Genomic DNA, 18,423 nt, shown 5'->3' with positions numbered 1-18,423 from the left:
TTGCGGGCGCCCTTCCATGCTGCGCTTAGCGGCTCAGAATTCCAGGTTGTCGATCAACCGGGTCGTACCCAGGCGCGCGGCGATCAGCGCGACACGGCCGCCGCCATCGAAGGTCGGCTCGGCCAGTTCCGGCGTGCGCAACACGGCGTAGTCGACCTGGAAACCATCCGCCTGCAGCGCGGCGGCTGCCTCGGCCTCGATCTGCGCGCGCGACTGGCCAGCCACGTAGCCCTCGCGCATGCCCAGCAGGGTGCGATGGATGCGGGTCGCGACCGGGCGCTGTTCGGCGCTCAGATACTGGTTGCGCGAACTCTTGGCCAGGCCATCGTCGTCACGCACGATGTCCGCGCCGACGATCTGGATCGGGAACGACAGCTCGGCCACCATCTGCTTGATGACGGCCAGCTGCTGGTAGTCCTTGCGACCAAACACGGCCACGTCCGGCTGCACCTGCAGGAACAGGCGCGCGACCACCGTACAGACGCCATCGAAGTGACCCGGGCGGCTGGCGCCCTCCAGCACTTCACTGACACCCGGCGCGTGCATGCGCGTGGTCTTGTCCACGCCCAGCGGGTACATCGCCTCGACACTGGGCAGCCACACCGCATCGCAGCCAGCCTGCTCCAGCCCGGCCACGTCAGCCTCGGGCGTGCGCGGGTAACGGCTGAAATCTTCGTTGGGGCCGAACTGGGTCGGGTTGACGAAGATGCTTGCCACCACCTTGTCGGCGTACTGGCGGGCCAGGGTCACCAGCGAGTGGTGGCCCCCATGCAGGTTGCCCATGGTCGGCACCAGCGCAACGCGCAGGCCTTCGCGCTTCCACTCGGCGATCTGCCCGCGCAGTGCGCCGAGCTCGTTGAAGGTCTGGATCATTGGGCGTAGGCGTGCTGTTCGTCGGGGAAGCTGCCGTCGCGCACGGCGTCGGCATAAGCGCGGGTGGCACCGGCCACCGAACCGCCTTCAGCCAGGAAGTCCTTGACGAACTTCGGACGGCGATGGCCGCTGTCCAGGCCGAGGAAATCGTGCAGCACCAGCACCTGGCCATCGCACTGCGGGCCGGCACCGATGCCGATGGTCGGCACGTCCACCGCAGCGGTGACTTCAGCAGCGACCGGAGTCGGCACGCATTCGAGCACCATGATGCTGGCACCTGCAGCGGCCACGGCCCTGGCATCTTCCACCAGTTGGCGCGCGGCATCGCCACGGCCCTGGATCTTGAAGCCGCCCAGGCGCAGCACCGACTGCGGGGTCAGGCCCAGATGCGCGCAGACCGGAATCTCGCGTTCGACCAGGTAGCGGATGATGTCGACCTTGAAGCCGGCACCTTCGATCTTGACCATCTCCGCGCCGGCCTGCAGCAGCTGCAGCGAGGCATCCAGCGCGCGCTCCGGGGTGGCATCGGCGCCGAACGGCAGGTCGGCCACCAGCAGCGCACGCTGCAGCACGCGGGCCACGGCGCGGGTGTGGTAGACCATGTCGGCCACGGTCACCGGCAAGGTGGAGTCATGACCCTGCACGACCATGCCCAGCGAATCGCCGATCAGGATCAGGTCGACGCCGTTGGCATCGAAGGTGCGGGCGAAGCCGGCGTCGTAGGCGGTCAACATGACCAGCTTCTGGCCATTGCGCTTGGCCTCGGCCAGGGCGGGAACGGTCCAGGGCTTGCTGTCTGCGTGGGTGCTCATGTGCTGATAACCGGGGGAGATAACCCGGCCATTATCACCCTATCGGCGCAATCCCGCAGGCATCCACCCGCATCACTGCATCCTGCACGCGGCCGTGGCCGGGGATGGCCAGATCCGGCGCGATTTCGGCCAGCGGTACCAATACGAAGGCGCGCTCATGCATGTAGGGATGCGGCACCTGCAGGCCAGGCTGATCGATCACCTGCGCGCCATGCAGCAGCAGGTCCAGATCCAGCGCACGCGGCCCCCAGTGCACCTGCGGATCGCGCACGCGGCCGAAATGCCGCTCCAGCGACAGCATCGCCTGCAGCAGTTCGTTGGCCGGCAGATCGGTTTCGACCGCAGCCACCGCATTGACGAACGGCGGCTGATCTTCATTGCCCCAGGCGGGCGTGGCGTACAGGCGCGACGCCCTGTCCACGCGGGTGCCAGGCAGGCCGTCCAGCGCAGCAATCGCTGCGCGGACGGTGGCAGCCGCGTCGCCAAGGTTGGCGCCGAGGCCGATCCAGGCAAGGGTCATCGCTTACTCGCCCGCAGCACCGGCCGGGGCGCCCGGACGGCGACGGCGACGGCGGCGCTTGCGCGGTGCCCCACCCTCTTCGTCAACGCCCTCGTGGTGCAGCGAATCCAGCGACGATTCCAGCTCATGCCCGGATTGCGCCTGCGCTTCACGCCAGAACGCCACATCAGCCTCGTGCTCGGCGGAGGCCACCTGGCGCAGGGCCAGGAAGTCGAACGCGGCGCGGAAGCGCGGGTGGGTCAGGGTACGGAACACGCGCTTGCGCTGGCGCGAACCGAAGCGCGACTGCAGCAGCCAGATCTCCTGCATCGGCAGCGAGAAGCGGCGAGGCAATGCGATGGTGCTCAGCTGCTGCACGGTGACGCGGTCGGCGGCACGGCGCTGCGCTTCTTCTGGCGCCACGCCCTGCTTGAGCAGGGTCGCCTGTGCACGGCAATACGCCGGCCACAGCAGCAGCGCGAACAGGAACGCCGGCGAGACTGGCTCGTCATTGGCCACGCGCGCATCGGTATTGGCCAGGCCTTCCACCAGCATGCGGCGCAGCGCGCCGGTGCGGTTGGACTTGAGGGCCTTGGCACTTTCCGGGAACAGCACGTCCAGCAGGCCGTAACGCTCCAGGCCTTCGAAGCTGGCCACACCGTGCCCGGACAGGAACAGCTTGAGCACTTCCTCGAACAGGCGCGCCGGCGCAGCCTCGTTGAGCAGGCTGGCCAGCTGCGGGATCGGCGTGGCGGTGCCCTCTTCGATCTGGAAGCCGAGCTTGGCCGCCAGGCGCACCGCACGCAGCATGCGCACCGGATCTTCCTGGTAGCGCTGCACCGGATCGCCGATGAGCTTCATCAGGCGCGCCTGCACGTCTTCGAAGCCGCCGGTGTAGTCACGCACCGAGAAGTCCTCGATGGCGTAATACAGGGCGTTGCAGGTGAAGTCGCGGCGGATGGCGTCGTCTTCGATGGTGCCGTACACGTTGTCGCGCACGAGCATGCCGTTTTCCATCTCGCGGTCGCCGCTGCCGTCATCGCTGTTGGCACGGAACGTGGCCACTTCGATGATCTCGCGGCCGAACACAACATGGGCCAGGCGGAATCGGCGGCCGATCAGGCGGCAGTTGCGGAACAACTGCTTGACCTGCTCGGGCGTGGCATCGGTGGCCACGTCGAAATCCTTGGGTTGGCCATTGACCAGCAGGTCGCGCACCGCACCACCCACAAGGTAGGCGCCGAAGCCGGCATCGCGCAGGCGATAAAGCACGCGCAGGGCGTTCGGGCTGATGTCCTTGCGGGAGATCGTGTGCTGGTCGCGCGGGATGACGCGCAGGCTGAACGGTGATGGAGCAGAGGAAATGATGTTGGCGCTTCCGGTTGAAGTTTCGGGATTGCCCAATGGCATCGAGGTGCATATACTAGCGCTCCTGCATCGGCAGCGACACACTGCTCCCTTCGTCTAGTGGTTAGGACGTGGCCCTCTCAAGGCTAAAACAGGGGTTCGAGTCCCCTAGGGAGCACCAGTCGCCGCAGCAGGAACCGAAAAAGCCCGCCTTGTGCGGGCTTTTCTGTTTTCCTGGGTTTGTGGCGTCGGGTGCTTGGTCGCTGTGGCGCCTGCCTGCTTCTGCGTTTGAGGGGGCGGGCCACCCTGGCCTGGACACGCAAAAGCCCATCCATGGCGCCAACGGTCCAGGCCAGGGTGGCCCGCCCCCTCCTTACAGTTTTCCGCGACGGCGGCACGAACAGCCTCGCTCCTCCGCAGCCAACTCAATCCCGACCCGCAGACCTGCGTCCGCCACACGAAATGTGTCGAGAGGCGGCAGGCCAGCCGTCAGCCTTCCATCTGCTCCAGTTCCTTGCCCTTGGTCTCGCGCACGTAGCGGACGACGAAGAAGATCGAAAGGATCGCCACGACCATATAGATGCCGTAGGCACCGGCCAGGCCAATGCCAGCCAGCAGCATCGGGAAGGTCACGGTGATGGCGAAGTTCGAGGTCCATTGCGCCGCACCCGCCACCGCCAGCGCCGGGCCGCGGATCTGGTTGGGGAACATTTCGCCCAGCATCACCCACATCACCGGGCCCCAGGACATGTTGAAGAACACCACGTAGGCATTGGCCGCAACCAGGGCCAGCCTGCCCATGCCATCGGACAGCTGCAGGCGACCGTCGACCAGACTGCCGCTGGCGAAGGCGACCACCATCAACACCAGCGCCCCCGACATGCCGACCGAGCCGATCCACAGCAGCGGCTTGCGTCCGATGCGGTCGATCAGCAGCACGGTCAGCAGGCAGGCACCGATGCTCAGTCCACCGGACAGCACATTGATCAGCAGCGCGTCGCTTTCCGAGAAGCCCACCGCCTGCCACAGCACTGCGCCGTAGTAGAACACCACGTTGATGCCGACCAGCTGCTGGAACATCGCCAGGCCGATGCCCACCCAGAGGATCGGGCGCAGTTTGCCGGTGGCCTTGTCGAGCAGATCGCCGAAGCGCGGCTTGTGCTGGTCCTGGGCCAGGCTGGCTTCGATCTCGGCCTGCTTGGCCGCCGCCGCACCATCGCCATACAACCGTGCCAGCACCACCCCTGCCTGCGCCTGCCGGCCCTTCAGCACCAGGAAACGCGGGCTCTCCGGGATCACCAGCAACAGCAGCAGGAACAGACCCGACGGCAGCGCCTGCATCCAGAACATCCAGCGCCAGGCCTCATGCCCCAGCCACAATGGCTCGGTGGAGGCCCCGGCGGCACGGGCCAGCAGGTAATTGCTGAGGAAGGCGGCAAACAGGCCGCAGATGATCGCCATCTGCTGCACCGTGGCCAGGCGACCGCGATAGCGTGCCGACGCCACCTCGGCGATGTAGGCCGGCGACATCACACTGGCCGCGCCCACTGCGAACCCGCCGAGTACGCGAGCGGCTATGAACAGCCAGGAGGCATGGGCAGCACCGGCACCCAGCGCCGATATCAGGAACAACAGCGCGGACACGATCAGTACGCCGCGACGGCCCAGGCGGTCGCCCAGCCAACCGGCCAGGAATGCACCGATCGCGCAGCCCAGCAGCATCGAGGCGACTTCGAAGCCCAGCGCCGCCTCACTGGAATTGAAGGCTTGGCGCAGGCCGTCGACCGTGCCGTTGATGACACCACTGTCGAAGCCGAACAGGAATCCACCGAGGGTGGCCACGCAGCTGATCAGGACGATGAACGCGGTGTTCTCACCACGGTGCAAGGCGGATCCGGTCTGGATCTGGGACATGGACGTACCTGCTGGGAAGGGGTACCGGCCATCACGGATGACCGGCTGCGCCACAGCGTCGCATGGGCGTTGCCCTGCCGCCAACCGGCCACGGCCGGGCCTGCCAGACGCCCGTTTTCCGCCCTGCGCCGACACCGGGGGCCAACCTGTTCTAGAATTGTCGGGTTCAGGAATCGATCCACCCCCAGCCCATGCCCTTTGTCGTCACCGAAAACTGCATCAAGTGCAAACACACCGATTGCGTGGAAGTGTGCCCCGTGGATTGTTTCCACGAAGGCCCGAACTTCCTGGTGATCGACCCGGATGAGTGCATCGACTGCACCCTCTGCGAACCGGAGTGCCCGGTCAATGCGATCTTCCCGGAGGATGATGTCCCCGCCGGCCAGGAAGGCTTCGTCGCCCTCAATGCCGAGCTGGCCAAAGAATGGCCGGTGCTGACCGTGCGCAAGGACCCGCCTGCCGACGCCGGCGAATGGGACGGCAAGCCGGACAAGCTGAAGCTGCTGGAGCGCTGAGAAGCGCTTGTTGCAGCAAGGAAAAGGGCGCCATCGGCGCCCTTTTCCGTTCCTGGTCCTGGCGGAGGTCGCCGACCAAGGCAGGTAATGCGGTAGCCGCCAACCTTGGTTGGCACAGGAGCGCCGACCAAGGTCGGCCTCTACCCGGGCAGGTGCGGACCTGGGCCCGCCCCCACCCGACCCGCGCTTACTGCGCCAGCTTCGCCTTCAGCGCGGCGATCAGCTTCACCGGGGCCTCGGCGGTGGCCGGCAGGCCACGCGGGTCGACCGCGGAAATGTACGCGCCGGCGTCGACGGCAACCACACGCACCAGGAAGTTGCTGCCTTCATAGGCTACATCGTACGAGCCCAGCAGCTGCGCGCGGCTGGCGATGGTCACGCCTTCCACGCCTTCCAGCGCGGTACCGACCTTGGCGAAGGCTTCATCCTTGCCACCGGCAATGGTGAAACCGGTGTTGCCCACAGCCGGAGCCGCCGCAACCGGCGCAGCCGGCTTGGTCGCCGACGCCAGCGTCGGCACCTTGTTATCACCGGTGGTCGCCGGCAGGTTCAGGTCCGGCGGCACTTCCAGCGGACGCATTTCCGGGGCCAGGGCATAGTCGCCCTTGACGCCACGCTTGAAGCAACCAGTGGTGCCGGCGGCGACGGCCACAGCAAGCAGGGCGTAGGACAGCACGCGGACAGTGGAAACGGATTGACGCATGTGAATCTCCTGGGTCAGACCAAGACGGAAGGTCAGTGGCTGGAAAGGGCTTCGAGGGCGGCGATGTCGCCGGCAAGGTGATCGGCAGCCCGATGATGCGCTGCCGACAACGGCAGCAGCGGCAGGCGCAGGTCGTGGCCGATGCCGATGCGGCGCAGCAGCGCCTTGACCGGGATCGGATTCGGCTCGACGCCACAGAACTCATGGAACGGCTGCAGGCGCGCATCCCATGATTCGGTAGCTTCGTGGTCGTGGGCGGCCGCCAGCTCGCACATCCGGCGGTAGGCGCCCGGCAGCACATTGGAACCGACCGAGATCAGGCCATCGATGCCAGCCCGGATCGAACGCGCGGCAGTACCGTCATCGCCACTGAGCACGGCGAACTGCGCGCTGCGCAGCGCCAGCAGCGCCTGCACCCGGCCGGTGTCACCCACGGCCTCCTTGATGCCGACGATGTTGGGATGGCTGGCCAGCTCGGCCACGGTCTCCGGCTGCATGTCGCAACCAGTACGGCCAGGCACGTTGTACAGCACGACCGGCAACCCGCCCTGGTCGGCAACGGCACGGTAGTGCGCGATCAATCCGGCCTGGGTCGGCCGCACATACGGCGGGGTGACCACCAGCGCGTGGCTGGCACCGAGCGCGGCGGCGCGGCGGGTCTGTTCGATGGTTTTGGCGGTGCCCGACAGGCCGGTACCGGCCATGACCGGAATGCGGCCGCCGATACGCTCGACCGCGCTGGCCAGCAGCTGGTCGTACTCGGCATCGGTGAGGGTTGCCGCTTCGCCGGTCGAGCCAGCTACGACAACGCCATGGACGCCACCTTCCAGTTGCAGGTGCAGCAGGCGCTGCCAACCGTCGGGATCGAGGGCGCCGTCGGCCCGGAACGGGGTCGCCAGCGCGGTGATGAGGCCGGAAAGGGACAAGGACGTGCTGCTCTTGGCTGGAAAGGGAAACGCCCGCCACGAAAGGCCGGGGGCGACCTGAATGTTACTTGCGGCGCGAAACCACGGGCAAGTATGCTGGACACCGGTGGATCCCCGCCTCTGGCGGGCATTCAGACTAACGCATGCATTACCCGGAATCGCCTTGACCGACACCACCCCGCGCCCCGCGCCGAGCGAAAACCACCTCCTGATCAACGCCTATACGACGCATCCGGAGTCCCCCCTGCTGTCCGTCACCCGCCGCATTGCCGACAGCGGCTGCAATCTGGTGGACGCGCGCCTGGCCACGGTCGGTCGCGATGTGTCCGTCACCGCCCTGGCCACCGGCTCCTGGGATTCGGTGGCCAAGCTGGAAGCGATGCTGACCCGGCTGGAGCGCGAAGAAGGCCTGAAGCTGGTCTGGTACCGCACCGCTGCCAAGCAGGCGCAGTCCAACCTGCTGCCGTACATCGTGGAGGTGATCGCCGCCGACAAGCCGGGCATCCTGTTCCAGCTGGCCGACTTCTTCGACCGCCAGGGCATCACCATCGAGAGCCTGCAGAGCACGCGTTACCGCGCCATGCAGACCGGTGCGGAAATGTTCAGCGCGCAGGTCACCATCGGCGTGCCGGCCAACATGCACATCGCCGCGCTGCGCGACGATTTCCTCGAGTTCTGCGACCACTTGAACCTGGACGCGATCATGGACCCGATGAAGTTCTGAATTTCGCGCGCCTCTCACAGGCGCGTGGCGTTTCATGCAATTGTCTTGGAAAGAACCCAGGCTCGACAGAAGGACCTCATGAACAACGGCGACACCCTGGACAGCACCACTCTTTCCCTGCCGCTGGCACTGTCCGGCGGCGAACAGGCCACCCTCGGCGACTACGCCGGCCAATGGCTGGTGCTGTACTTCTACCCGAAAGACAGCACCCCCGGCTGCACCACCGAAGGCATCGACTTCAACGCGCTGCTACCGAAGTTCAGGAAGGCCGGTGCCGTCGTGCTGGGCGTGTCGCGTGATTCGGTGAAGTCGCACGACAATTTCTGTGCCAAGCAGGGCTTCGCGTTCCCGCTGGTCAGCGATGGCGACGAAGCGCTGTGCAGCGCCTTCGACGTGATCAAGATGAAGAACATGTACGGCAAGCAGGTACGTGGCATCGAGCGCAGCACCTTCCTGATTTCCCCCGACAGCCGCATCGTGCAGTCCTGGCGCAAGGTCAAGGTCGCCGGCCATGCCGATGCCGTTCTCGCCGAACTGAAGGCCTCCCAGTCCAAGTGAGTCCCACTGCCTACTGTGTCTGCCATCACCCTGCCCCGCAGCAGGCCGTGATGGTTTTCCCCTGTCCGTAACCAGGAATCGACGATGACCCGAGGCAAGCGCATCTACGTGCTGGATACCAACGTGCTGATGCACGATCCCACCGCGCTGTTCAAATTCGAGGAGCACGACGTCTACCTGCCCATGCAGGTGATCGAGGAGTTGGACAACGGCAAGAAGGGCACCACCGAGGCGAGCCGCAATGCGCGCCAGGTCAGCCGCTTCCTCAACGAGCTGGTGCAGGCCTCGGGCCTGGACAACCTGGCCGACGGCATTCCGCTGCAGCGGCCGCAGGGCCTGCAGCTGCGCGGCAAGCAGAGCGTGGGCCTGCTGCGCTTCCAGACCAGCCATTTCGACGCCGGCAAGAGCTTCGGCAAGGTGATCCCGGACAACGCCATCCTCGGCGCGATCCTGGCCCTGAAGGAAGAGACACCTGAGATCCCGGTGGTGTTCGTTTCCAAGGACATCAACCTGCGGATCAAGGCAGCGATCGCCGGCATCGTGTCCGAGGACTACGAGAACGACCGCGCGCTGGATGATTTCAGCCTGCTCTACACCGGCGCCACCGAGCTGCCGGAAGACTTCTGGAAGCGCCACGGCGATGACCTGCGCAGCTGGAGCGACAAGGGCCGTACCCATTACGAAATCCAGGCGCAGGACGGCGAAGAGTGGTACCCGAACCAGTACGTCTACCTGCCCGGCGAAGACGAAGTCGAGCTGCGCGTCAGCCGCGTGGTCGGCGATGGCAAGGTGGTGCTGTCGCTGGTCGATGATTTCCGCCACGGCAGTCACGCCGTATGGGGCATCAGCGCGCGCAACCGCGAACAGAACTTCGCGCTCAATGCGCTGATGGACCCGGAAATCGACTTCGTCACCCTGCTCGGCACCGCCGGTACCGGCAAGACCCTGCTGGCCCTCGCCGCCGGCCTGGCACAGACGATGGACCAGCAGCGCTATCGCGAGATCATCATGACCCGCGCCACCGTCAGCGTCGGCGAAGACATCGGCTTCCTGCCCGGCACCGAGGAAGAGAAAATGACGCCATGGATGGGCGCGTTGACCGACAACCTGGAAGTGCTCACGCACAACCAGGAAGGCGGCACCTGGGGCCGCCAGGCCACCAACGACCTGCTCGCCAGCCGCATCAAGATCCGCTCGATGAACTTCATGCGCGGCCGCACCTTCCTGTCGCGCTACCTGATCCTGGACGAGGCGCAGAACCTCACCCCGAAGCAGATGAAGACGCTGATCACCCGTGCCGGCCCCGGCACCAAGATCGTCTGCCTGGGCAACGTCGAGCAGATCGACACCCCGTACCTGACCGAGACCACCTCGGGCCTGACCTACGCGGTCGACCGTTTCAAGAACTGGCCGCACAGCGCGCACATCACACTACGTCGTGGCGAGCGCTCGCGCCTGGCCGACTACGCCTCGGAGGTGTTGTGAACCGCTGCACCCGCCTGCTGCTGCCCACGGCTGCGATCACCCTCGCAGCCGTGCTCGGCGCCTGCACCACCACGCGCGGCCCGGCCAGCGTGCCGACCGCAGAGCGTACCGGCCAGTCCTGGGTGGTCACCCGCCCGATCATCGCCGCGCAGGTGCTCGACACCTGCTCGCGCGCCAGCCCCGGCCGCGAGGCCGGGCGGGTCAGCGGCTACTGGGCACCCAGCCGGCAGCAGATCGACCAGCTGGAAGCGAAGCTGCCTTCGCTGGAAGCACAGGTTCCCAAGGTGCTGGACTTCGATCGCCAGTACGTCGGCATCGAAAGCGCAGGCAAGCGGCTGATCTACATCAACGCCTTCCACCTGCCTGACGATGGCAGCATCAATCCGGCCCGTAAGGCGATCCGCGTCTGCGATGGCGGCACGCAGTTCTGGGGCGCCGTGTTCGATCCCGCCAGCAACACCTTCAGCGAGCTGCAGTTCAACGGCGGCTTCGGCGGGCCCTGAGGGGGCCCCGCCGATGGGAATACGCCTGCCCACCTGGGTCTGGATCGGCGCGGTCGCGCTTTCATGCGTGGCCGGCATGGTCAATGTGGTTGGCTTCCTGGGGTTCGAACACCAGGCCGTCAGCCACATGACCGGCAGCACCAGCCAGTTGGGCATGGCGCTGGCACAGGGCGACTGGCGTGCGGTCGGCCACCTGTGGGGGCTGCTGATCGCGTTCGCGCTGGGCGCGATGCTCAGCGGCCTGCTGATCCAGGACAGTGCCCTGCAGCTTGGCCGCCGCTATGGCGTGGCGCTGGCACTGGAATCGGCACTGCTGCTGGTCGCCATCCCGCTGTTCGAACAGCATCAGATCTGGGGTGCGCTGGCCGCCGCCATGGCCTGCGGCCTGCAGAACGCGATGGCTACCACCTTCAGTGGCGCGGTGGTGCGCACCACCCACCTCAGCGGCATGTTCACCGACCTCGGCATCGGCCTCGGCCACCTGCTGCGCGGGTTGCCGTTGCAGGTGCGCCGACTGACCCTCAGCGGCCTGATCATCAGCGGCTTCCTCGCCGGCGGCGTCATCGGCGCCTGGCTGTTCATGCGCTGGCAGTACGACGCCCTGCTCGCCCCCGCCCTGCTGACCGGGCTGACAGGGCTGGGCTATGTGGTGTACCAGCAGTGGGCGCGCTGGCGGCATTGAATCAAAGGCATCCACGCATGGCGTGGATCTACCTTCCCCTGCTGGACCACGGCACAATCACCTGATGAGCCCGACCACTCCCGTTTCCGCCCTGACCATCGCCGGCTCCGATTCCGGCGGCGGCGCCGGCATCCAGGCTGACCTCAAAGCCTTCGCCGCGCACCGCGTGCACGGCCTCTCGGCGATCGCTGCGCTGACAGCGCAGAACACCCGCGGCGTCATTGCCGTGCACGTACCACCGATCGACTTCCTGCGTGCACAGCTGGACGCCTGCTTCGACGACTTCGACATCCACGCCGTGAAACTCGGCATGCTGGCCAATGCCGAAGTGATCAACGCCGTCGCCGACGCACTGGAGCGCCACCGGCCGCCGCATGTGGTGCTGGACCCGGTGATGGTCGCCACCAGCGGTGCTCGCCTGCTTGAAGACAGCGCGCTGCAGGCGATGCGTGAGCGCCTGATTCCGCTAGCCACGCTGATCACCCCGAATACCCCCGAAGCAGAACTGCTGGTAGGCCGGAAGATCAGCAACGGCGATGACGCCGAACAGGCCGCTGCCGCACTGCTTGGCCTCGGCGCCGGCGCAGTACTGCTCAAGGGCGGGCACCTGCATGAAGGCAACCGGGTGATCGACCGTTACTTCGACGGCGTCAGCAGCGAAGAATTCATCCACGCTCGCCTGCCGCTGGACGCACACGGCACCGGCTGCACGCTGGCCTCAGCCATCGCCGCGCAGCTGTGCAACGGCCTGAGCCTGGCCAACGCCTGCGAAGCCGGCATCGACTACGTCGCACGCGGGCTGCAGCAGGGCTACGCGCCTGGCCGCAGCGAGGTGCTGGTGCTCGACCACTTCGGCGCGGCGCCTCACGCATGAGCCTCGCACCGGACGTCCTTGCCGTGCAGTGCACTGATGGCCATCGCTACGAAGTGATCGCCTGCGTGCCCGCACAGCCCATCGCGCGCCTGCTGTGGCTGCCAGCACTGGGTGTGGCCGCACGCCATTACCTGCCGCTGGCACAGGCGCTGGCGGCGAAGGGCGTGGCGGTGTACCTGCACGAGTGGCGCGGCAACGGCAGCAGCTCGCTACGTCCGTCACGCACGCAGGACTGGGGCTATCGCGAAGTACTCGATCAGGATCTGCCGAGCAGCCAGGGCGTACTGGCCTCAGCGGATTACGAAGCAGGCGCCCTGCCCTGGATCATCGGTGGCCACAGCCTGGGTGGGCAGCTGGCCTGCGTGCACGCCGGTCGCCATCCGCAGCACTTCAATCGGCTGTGGCTGGCCGCCAGTGGCTCACCGTTCTGGCGCAGCTTCCCGCCGCCACGCGGCTGGCTGCTGCCGCTGGTCTATCGCTTCCTGCCGTGGATCGCACAGCGCCAAGGCGTGCTGCATGGCCGTCGCCTGGGCTTTGGTGGAACCGAAGCACGTGGGCTGATCGCCGACTGGGCGCGCGTGGGCCTGAACAATCACTACGCCGCCGCGGGCATGGCCGAAGATCTCGACGCACAGATGGCACGCATGCATGGCAGCGCACAGGCGGTGCTGATGGAACACGACTGGTTGGCACCGACCGGATCGATGCAGACGTTGCTGGCCAAGCTGCCGAATGTGGCCGCGCAGCTGCACGTGCTTTCCGCGCAGGAGCTGGGCACGCGTGCCGATCACTTCGCCTGGCTGAAGGCACCGGACGCCGTGGCTGACAGCTTTTTCATTCAGTTGGGTGAAAATTTTCACAAAACTGTTGACGGTCCGCGCCGGGATCCGCATAATTCCGCTCCTGTCGCAGGGCGCCCGTAGCTCAGTTGGATAGAGTACCTGGCTACGAACCAGGCGGTCGGGAGTTCGAATCTCTCCGGGCGCACCACTCGACAGGTTTTCAGCATCCGCCGCTGAAAATGCAGTAAAATTAAGCAGTAAGTTGATTGTGTACCGCGCGCCCGTAGCTCAGTTGGATAGAGTACCTGGCTACGAACCAGGCGGTCGGGAGTTCGAATCTCTCCGGGCGCACCATACACCGTCAGCACAACAAGTTTATGTAATTGGCGCCCGTAGCTCAGTTGGATAGAGTACCTGGCTACGAACCAGGCGGTCGGGAGTTCGAATCTCTCCGGGCGCACCATTACACCGAAACAGCAGGCCTCGGCCTGCTGTTTTTTTATGTGTGTTTTTCGGCAGGGCTGCGCCCTGCACCCGCCGAAGCAACGGCCGGAGCAACAGCAACAGCACACATTCCGTGGGGTGGCGCGGCGGTGTCGGAGTGCGGGGACGCCGTGAACCCGTCCATGGGGGCTTGGCCGCGGCATCCATGCCGCGGACACCCCGCACTCCGACACCGCCCCACCTCTGACAGATTTCCGCGATCTGATGGATCCACGCCATGCGTGGATGAATCTTCATCGAGTTCGAATATTTCGACAATTGATGGAAGAGCATCCACGCATGGCGTGGATCTACCGTGTCGACCAAGGTCGACACCTACCAACAGCACCGGGACTCTGTCGAAGGCGGGGTGGGTCCGGTTGCGGGAGTGTCCGCGGCATGGATGCCGCGGCCAAGCCCCCAAGGGTGAGGGTGCTTTGCTTGCGAAGCACTGCTTCGCAAGCGCCCGAACGCACAGCCGCCAGCGGCTGGGCCGGACCGCGGAGCGGGGTTTACGGCGTCTCCCGCAACCGGACCCACCCCGCCTCCCCACAGGAAACCAGCTTCTGCTGTTGCTGTTGCTGTTGCTCCAGCTCGTAGCGGGTGCAGGGCGCAGCCCTGCCGTACCCCTAACCCCGTGCCATTGACTGCCACCACTGCGACAGCAGCTCCGGCCTGCGCAGGCGGTCTCGCCACCAGCGCAGTGCGGCGCCATCTTCTCCGGTACGCCAGGCCAGCCAGAACGTCTCTTCCGGCTTGTGCTCCTCCACTTCGCGGATCACCAGCTGGCCGCGCGCTACTGCCGCGCGCGCGCACGGCTCGGGCAGGAATCCGAAGCCCACACCCTCGCATTGCAGCTTCAGCTTGCTGGCCATGTCCGGCACCGTCAGCATTTCCTGCCCCATCAACAGGCCGACCGTGCGTGGCAACAGCCGCCGCGCCGAATCGGAGACGGCGATCGCGCAATGCTCGACCAGCTGCTCGCGACCGAGCACGCCCGGCACCGCCGCCAAGGGATGATCGGGCGCGACCGCGAACACGAACTCCACCGTGCCCAGCGGCTCGACCACGTAACCACCGCCACTGGGGCCCTCGCCCGGCGCACCGACCAGCAGGTCGGCACGGCGGTCCAGCAGGGCTTCCCAGGTGCCGGACAGGGCCTCGCCAATCAGCCGCAGCCGGGTCGGCGCCTCGGCCTCACGGAATGCGGCGATATCCGGCCCCAACAGCCAGGTCGGAAACACCGAGTCGACCGCCAGGGTCAGCTCGGTCTCCCAGCCCGAGGCCACCCGCCGCACCCGCAGCTCCAGCTCACGCGCGGCGCGCAGCAGGTGCCTGCCCTCTTCCAGCAGCGCGCGGCCGGCCTCGGTCGGTTCGGCGCGCGGTCCGACCCGGTCGAACAGCTGCACACCCAGATCCTCCTCCAGCTTGGCCACGGTATAGGAGATGGTCGAGGGTACTTTGTGCAGGGCCTTGCCGGCGCCGGCGAAAGAGCCGCGGCGGTCGATGGCATCCAGGATCTGCAGAGCATCGAGGCTGAGCTTGAGCATTCGAATTTTTCGATGATGGCTGTCAAAACTATCCGTTTTTCAAAGCCGGGGCGCAAGCGGATACTTCTCTCCAACGGGAAAACACAGCGGCCAGAGGCCCATCCCGCCCCATCGAAACCATCGAACAAGGAGATTCCATCATGCTGCAGATCCGCAAGAGCGCTACCCGTGGCCTGGCCGAGCATGGCTGGCTGTCCTCGCGCCATACCTTCTCCTTCGCCAACTACTACGACCCCCGTTACGTCAGCTTCGGCCCGCTGCGGGTGATCAACGAAGACAAGGTGATCGGCGGCCAGGGCTTCGGCACCCACAGCCACAGCAACATGGAGATCGTTTCCTATGTACTGGGCGGCGCGCTGGAGCACAAGGACTCGATGGGCACCGGTTCGGTGCTGCGCTACGGCGACGTGCAGCGCATGAGTGCCGGCAGCGGTGTCAGCCACAGCGAGTTCAACCATTCGGCCGATGAGCCGGTGCACTTCCTGCAGATCTGGATCTTCCCGGACGCGGAGAACATCACCCCGTCGTACGAGGAGACCCACTTCGCGCCGGAGACCAAGCGCGGCCAGCTGCGCCTGATTGCCTCGCCTGACGGTGCCGACGGCTCGCTGCGTATCCACCAGGATGCCCGCATCTTCGCCGCCATCCTCGATGGCGGCCAGAAGCTGCACCACGCGCTTGGCAACGGTCGTGGCGCCTATGTGCAGGTGGCGCGGGGCCAGCTGCAGGTCAACGGCATCACCCTGGAAGCCGGCGATGCGCTGCAGGTCAGCGACGAAGCACAGCTGACCCTGGAAAACGGCAACGACGCAGAAGTGCTGGTGTTCGACCTGCCGCTGTAACGACAACGCCCGCGATGCTCCAGTGCATCGCGGGCGCATTTCTGTAGCGCCGGGCCCACGCTCGGCTGCTGTTTGCCTGGATCAGGCCATGCACGGCCAGCCGAGAGCGGGCTCGGCGCTACAGCACCACCGGCGTCAGAACTTGTACGTCATCGCCAGGCGTACGTTGCGCGGCTCACCCCAGGTATAGGTGCTGTACCAGCTGAAGATCGTGTAGTACCGCTTGTCCAGCAGGTTGTTGACGTTGAGCGTAGCCGACAGGCGATCACTGAATTCATAACGCGCCATCGCATCCAGCAACCAATACGGTTGGGTGCGATGCACCACCTTGGCCTGCGTGGCCGGGTTGGTGATCTCACCGAAAGTGGAATCCTGCCAGCGCGCACCACCACCCAGCGTCAGCCCCTTCCAGTCGCCGCGCAGGCGGTAGCTGGTGTGCAGGCTGAACTGATTCTCCGGCTCCAGCGTCGACACCTTGGTCCCGGCCTGGCGTGCGATCTTGTGGGCGAAACCACCCTGCACCTGCCAGCCCTCGGCCAGCTGGCCGGACAGCTCCAGCTCATAGCCCTTGGTGCGCACGCCCATCAGCGCGCGGTAGGCGATGTCGCCGGTCGGCGTCTTGCCACCGGAAGGCTGGGCGAAGTTGTCCTGGTCGAGCTGGAACAGCGCCGCACTGGCGTTGAAGCGGCCATCGAAGAATTCCGCCTTCAGGCCCATCTCGTAGCTGCGTCCTTCCAGCGGATCCAGCGCCTTGCCCTGTTCGTCGCGCTCGCCCTGCGGCTTGAAAATGGTGCTGTAGCTGGCATACACCGAATAGTGTTCGCCGAGGTCGTAGACCACGCCGGCATACGGTACGAACACGCCGGTCTCGCGCGTCTGCGGCGAGCGGTAGCTGGCCAGGCGGCTGCCGACGATCACCTTCAACGGATCGGCAACATCGAAGCGGCCGACCACATAGACGCCGTTCTCGCGGGTCACTTCATTGTTGTCGTAGCCCCGCTGCCATTGCGGCTCGGGAATGTCCCCCTGCCACGCGCGATAGTCCGGCACCGCTGTCGGGTAGCCGGGCTGCGGTGAGTAACCGGTGTTGGTCCAGCGCTTGCGCGACGCGCTGCCGCCGACCACCAGTTCATGCTCGCGCCCAAGCAGGCCGAAGCGCCCGCTGACGTAGAAGTCGGCGGCGTTGCTGACGGTCTTGCCGACATACTTGCCCAGCCACAGCGACACGCCTTCGCCGGTAACCGGATCGGGATTGCCACCGGCCGCGCCGGCCAGGGCCGCGTCATAGCCATTGACCTGATGGTTGAGCTGCAGCTTGGCAACCCAGTCATTGTTGAACGTGTGCTCCAACGTGGCGAAGCCGGTGCGCACGTACTGGCGCCAGCCGCTCCAATGGGTGCCATTGTTGAACGAACGCGGCATGTCGTTGAAGTTGCCCTGGCTGTCCAGCAGCGGGATGCCGCCCCAGGTCGAGCCCTTCGGATCGCTCTCCAGTACGTCCCCGCCGACAGTCAGCAGGGTGCGCTCGCCCACGTCGGCCTCAAGCACTGCGTAGCCCACCTTGCTGGTGCGCTGGTAGAAATCGAGATTGGAATGCTTGTCCTGCCAGGCACCAACGGCACGGCCACGCACACGACCATCGGCGGTCAGCGGACCACCCACATCGATCTCGGCGCGGTAGTCGTCCCAGCGGCCCACACCCAGCGTCGCACTACCTGCGAAGTCCTTGCCCGGCTTCTTGCGCACCAGGTTGATGGTCGCGCCTGGATCGCCCATGCCGGTCAGCAGGCCGGTGGCGCCCTTGAGCACTTCAATGCGGTCGTAGATGGCGGTGTCGCTGAGCGTGTTACCGGCCGAGTAGGCCGAGTCGCGCGACATCGGGATGCCGTCGTACTGGAAGTTCTGCACGGCGAATCCGCGTGCGTAGTACTCGGTGCGCTCGCTGTCGTAGGTCACGATGCTGATGCCCGGGGTCACCCGCATCACGTCATCGATGCCGTCCAGGCCGAAGTCGTCCATCTGCGCGCGGGTGATCACGCTGATGGTCTGCGGGGTCTGCCGCGGGGTCAACACCAGCCGGGTGGCGGTGGCGATGGTGCCCGGCGTGTAGGCGCCGCTGCCTTCGGTGATGGTGCCGAGCTGGTTGGCGGTGACCTGTACGGTCTGCAGGGTCTGCGAGGCGGGCGCCGGCTTGGCCTTGTCCTCGTCCTGGGAGGACTGGGCGGCCGCGGTGCCGCCGCTCAGTGCAAGCAGCAGCAGACCCTGGGCCAGCGCATGCGACAGCGGCAGGCGACGTGGAAACGGGAGCGGAAAACGGACAGGCACAGACGACACGACGGGACCTCCACGAT

18 protein-coding genes and 4 tRNA genes are annotated in these 18,423 nt (G+C 66.2%); 13 read left to right on the top strand and 9 right to left on the bottom strand.

Features of this window, described 5'->3' with window-relative positions; genetic code table 11:
- Window positions 1-33: 33 nt before the first annotated feature.
- From panC to pcnB, 4 genes are read right to left on the bottom strand one after another with little or no spacing between them, the layout of a single operon-like run.
- Window positions 34-873, bottom strand: coding sequence for a pantoate--beta-alanine ligase (gene panC, locus ACZK2G_RS08290; RefSeq protein ID WP_295377992.1), 840 nt, complete (start codon window positions 871-873; stop codon window positions 34-36).
- Window positions 870-1,685, bottom strand: a complete 816-nt coding sequence (panB, locus tag ACZK2G_RS08285) for a 3-methyl-2-oxobutanoate hydroxymethyltransferase (RefSeq protein ID WP_004153072.1) — start codon at window positions 1,683-1,685, stop codon at window positions 870-872. The genes panC and panB overlap by 4 nt, the downstream gene beginning before the upstream one ends.
- 34 nt (window positions 1,686-1,719) lie before the next feature.
- Window positions 1,720-2,205, bottom strand: coding sequence for a 2-amino-4-hydroxy-6-hydroxymethyldihydropteridine diphosphokinase (gene folK / locus ACZK2G_RS08280; protein ID WP_046986018.1), 486 nt, complete (start codon window positions 2,203-2,205; stop codon window positions 1,720-1,722).
- A 3-nt stretch (window positions 2,206-2,208) separates the two neighbouring features.
- Window positions 2,209-3,588: a polynucleotide adenylyltransferase PcnB gene (gene pcnB, locus ACZK2G_RS08275; protein ID WP_046986017.1), complete on the bottom strand. Its 1,380-nt coding sequence runs from the start codon at window positions 3,586-3,588 to the stop codon at window positions 2,209-2,211.
- Between the two features lie 49 nt (window positions 3,589-3,637).
- On the opposite strand from pcnB, the gene ACZK2G_RS08270 reads away from it, so the two are divergent.
- Window positions 3,638-3,712: transfer RNA gene (locus ACZK2G_RS08270), tRNA-Glu, on the top strand.
- Between the two features lie 308 nt (window positions 3,713-4,020).
- Here ACZK2G_RS08270 and ACZK2G_RS08265 read toward each other — a convergent pair.
- On the bottom strand, window positions 4,021-5,445 hold the full coding sequence (locus tag ACZK2G_RS08265) for a sugar porter family MFS transporter (protein ID WP_136638830.1): 1,425 nt from the start codon (window positions 5,443-5,445) through the stop codon (window positions 4,021-4,023).
- A 191-nt stretch (window positions 5,446-5,636) separates the two neighbouring features.
- Between ACZK2G_RS08265 and fdxA the strand changes: the two genes are divergently transcribed.
- The gene (gene fdxA / locus ACZK2G_RS08260) at window positions 5,637-5,960 is read left to right on the top strand and encodes a ferredoxin FdxA (RefSeq protein ID WP_005409054.1); all 324 of its coding nucleotides are present in this window, start codon (window positions 5,637-5,639) and stop codon (window positions 5,958-5,960) included.
- A gap of 187 nt (window positions 5,961-6,147) precedes the next feature.
- Here the strand turns inward: fdxA and ACZK2G_RS08255 are convergent, their stop codons facing one another.
- Both ACZK2G_RS08255 and dapA read right to left on the bottom strand, forming a co-directional pair.
- Window positions 6,148-6,663, bottom strand: coding sequence for a hypothetical protein (locus ACZK2G_RS08255; protein ID WP_046986015.1), 516 nt, complete (start codon window positions 6,661-6,663; stop codon window positions 6,148-6,150).
- A gap of 32 nt (window positions 6,664-6,695) precedes the next feature.
- On the bottom strand, window positions 6,696-7,589 hold the full coding sequence (dapA, locus tag ACZK2G_RS08250) for a 4-hydroxy-tetrahydrodipicolinate synthase (protein WP_046986014.1): 894 nt from the start codon (window positions 7,587-7,589) through the stop codon (window positions 6,696-6,698).
- Window positions 7,590-7,752: 163 nt separating this feature from the next.
- On the opposite strand from dapA, the gene ACZK2G_RS08245 reads away from it, so the two are divergent.
- The 10 genes from ACZK2G_RS08245 to ACZK2G_RS08200 all read left to right on the top strand — a co-directional run bounded on the left by ACZK2G_RS08245 (window position 7,753) and on the right by ACZK2G_RS08200 (window position 13,660).
- Window positions 7,753-8,313 (top strand): glycine cleavage system transcriptional repressor, encoded by a 561-nt coding sequence (locus tag ACZK2G_RS08245; RefSeq protein ID WP_012510695.1) that lies wholly within the window; start codon window positions 7,753-7,755, stop codon window positions 8,311-8,313.
- Between the two features lie 78 nt (window positions 8,314-8,391).
- Window positions 8,392-8,871, top strand: a complete 480-nt coding sequence (locus ACZK2G_RS08240; protein WP_046986013.1) for a peroxiredoxin — start codon at window positions 8,392-8,394, stop codon at window positions 8,869-8,871.
- Window positions 8,872-8,955: 84 nt separating this feature from the next.
- Complete coding sequence (locus tag ACZK2G_RS08235) at window positions 8,956-10,356, top strand: PhoH family protein (RefSeq protein ID WP_012510694.1); 1,401 nt, start codon at window positions 8,956-8,958, stop codon at window positions 10,354-10,356.
- Window positions 10,353-10,859 carry a hypothetical protein gene (locus ACZK2G_RS08230; RefSeq protein ID WP_046986012.1) on the top strand — a complete coding sequence of 169 codons (507 nt, stop codon included), beginning with the start codon at window positions 10,353-10,355 and terminating at the stop codon, window positions 10,857-10,859. Before ACZK2G_RS08235 ends, ACZK2G_RS08230 begins: the two co-directional genes overlap by 4 nt.
- A 13-nt stretch (window positions 10,860-10,872) precedes the next feature.
- Entirely contained in the window at window positions 10,873-11,541 is a 669-nt protein-coding gene (locus tag ACZK2G_RS08225; RefSeq protein WP_046986011.1) for a YoaK family protein, read from the top strand.
- A 64-nt stretch (window positions 11,542-11,605) separates the two neighbouring features.
- Window positions 11,606-12,415 (top strand): bifunctional hydroxymethylpyrimidine kinase/phosphomethylpyrimidine kinase, encoded by an 810-nt coding sequence (thiD, locus tag ACZK2G_RS08220; protein WP_136638832.1) that lies wholly within the window; start codon window positions 11,606-11,608, stop codon window positions 12,413-12,415.
- Window positions 12,412-13,338: an alpha/beta hydrolase family protein gene (locus ACZK2G_RS08215; RefSeq protein WP_478475176.1), complete on the top strand. Its 927-nt coding sequence runs from the start codon at window positions 12,412-12,414 to the stop codon at window positions 13,336-13,338. The genes thiD and ACZK2G_RS08215 overlap by 4 nt, the downstream gene beginning before the upstream one ends.
- Window positions 13,329-13,405: transfer RNA gene (locus ACZK2G_RS08210), tRNA-Arg, on the top strand. The genes ACZK2G_RS08215 and ACZK2G_RS08210 overlap by 10 nt, the downstream gene beginning before the upstream one ends.
- A 69-nt stretch (window positions 13,406-13,474) precedes the next feature.
- Window positions 13,475-13,551: transfer RNA gene (locus ACZK2G_RS08205), tRNA-Arg, on the top strand.
- A gap of 32 nt (window positions 13,552-13,583) precedes the next feature.
- Window positions 13,584-13,660: transfer RNA gene (locus ACZK2G_RS08200), tRNA-Arg, on the top strand.
- Window positions 13,661-14,309: 649 nt separating this feature from the next.
- On the opposite strand, the gene ACZK2G_RS08195 is transcribed toward ACZK2G_RS08200, so the two are convergent.
- On the bottom strand, window positions 14,310-15,230 hold the full coding sequence (locus ACZK2G_RS08195) for a LysR family transcriptional regulator (RefSeq protein WP_478475174.1): 921 nt from the start codon (window positions 15,228-15,230) through the stop codon (window positions 14,310-14,312).
- Window positions 15,231-15,370: 140 nt separating this feature from the next.
- Here ACZK2G_RS08195 and ACZK2G_RS08190 point away from each other — a divergent pair, with 140 nt between their 5' ends.
- A complete protein-coding gene (locus tag ACZK2G_RS08190; protein WP_478475172.1) occupies window positions 15,371-16,072 on the top strand; it encodes a pirin family protein in 702 nt (233 codons plus the stop codon).
- A 135-nt stretch (window positions 16,073-16,207) separates the two neighbouring features.
- Here ACZK2G_RS08190 and ACZK2G_RS08185 read toward each other — a convergent pair whose 3' ends face one another.
- Window positions 16,208-18,406, bottom strand: a complete 2,199-nt coding sequence (locus ACZK2G_RS08185; protein WP_478475170.1) for a TonB-dependent siderophore receptor — start codon at window positions 18,404-18,406, stop codon at window positions 16,208-16,210.
- Between the last annotated feature and the right edge of the window lie 17 nt (window positions 18,407-18,423).

It is taken from the genome of Stenotrophomonas sp. 107298_Sma (assembly GCF_056480345.1).
Note: the sequence above shows the minus strand (reverse complement) of the source record. Positions and strands in the feature narration are given on the sequence as shown.

Coding starts and splice junctions, on each gene's coding strand:
- ACZK2G_RS08225 (WP_046986011.1), top strand. CDS start 10,873: ATGGGAATACGCCTGCCCACCTGGGTCTGGATCGGCGCGGTCGCGCTT.
- panB (WP_004153072.1), bottom strand. CDS start 1,685: ATGAGCACCCACGCAGACAGCAAGCCCTGGACCGTTCCCGCCCTGGCC.
- ACZK2G_RS08215 (WP_478475176.1), top strand. CDS start 12,412: ATGAGCCTCGCACCGGACGTCCTTGCCGTGCAGTGCACTGATGGCCAT.
- ACZK2G_RS08195 (WP_478475174.1), bottom strand. CDS start 15,230: ATGCTCAAGCTCAGCCTCGATGCTCTGCAGATCCTGGATGCCATCGAC.
- ACZK2G_RS08190 (WP_478475172.1), top strand. CDS start 15,371: ATGCTGCAGATCCGCAAGAGCGCTACCCGTGGCCTGGCCGAGCATGGC.
- thiD (WP_136638832.1), top strand. CDS start 11,606: ATGAGCCCGACCACTCCCGTTTCCGCCCTGACCATCGCCGGCTCCGAT.
- panC (WP_295377992.1), bottom strand. CDS start 873: ATGATCCAGACCTTCAACGAGCTCGGCGCACTGCGCGGGCAGATCGCC.
- folK (WP_046986018.1), bottom strand. CDS start 2,205: ATGACCCTTGCCTGGATCGGCCTCGGCGCCAACCTTGGCGACGCGGCT.
- ACZK2G_RS08240 (WP_046986013.1), top strand. CDS start 8,392: ATGAACAACGGCGACACCCTGGACAGCACCACTCTTTCCCTGCCGCTG.
- fdxA (WP_005409054.1), top strand. CDS start 5,637: ATGCCCTTTGTCGTCACCGAAAACTGCATCAAGTGCAAACACACCGAT.
- ACZK2G_RS08235 (WP_012510694.1), top strand. CDS start 8,956: ATGACCCGAGGCAAGCGCATCTACGTGCTGGATACCAACGTGCTGATG.
- ACZK2G_RS08255 (WP_046986015.1), bottom strand. CDS start 6,663: ATGCGTCAATCCGTTTCCACTGTCCGCGTGCTGTCCTACGCCCTGCTT.
- ACZK2G_RS08265 (WP_136638830.1), bottom strand. CDS start 5,445: ATGTCCCAGATCCAGACCGGATCCGCCTTGCACCGTGGTGAGAACACC.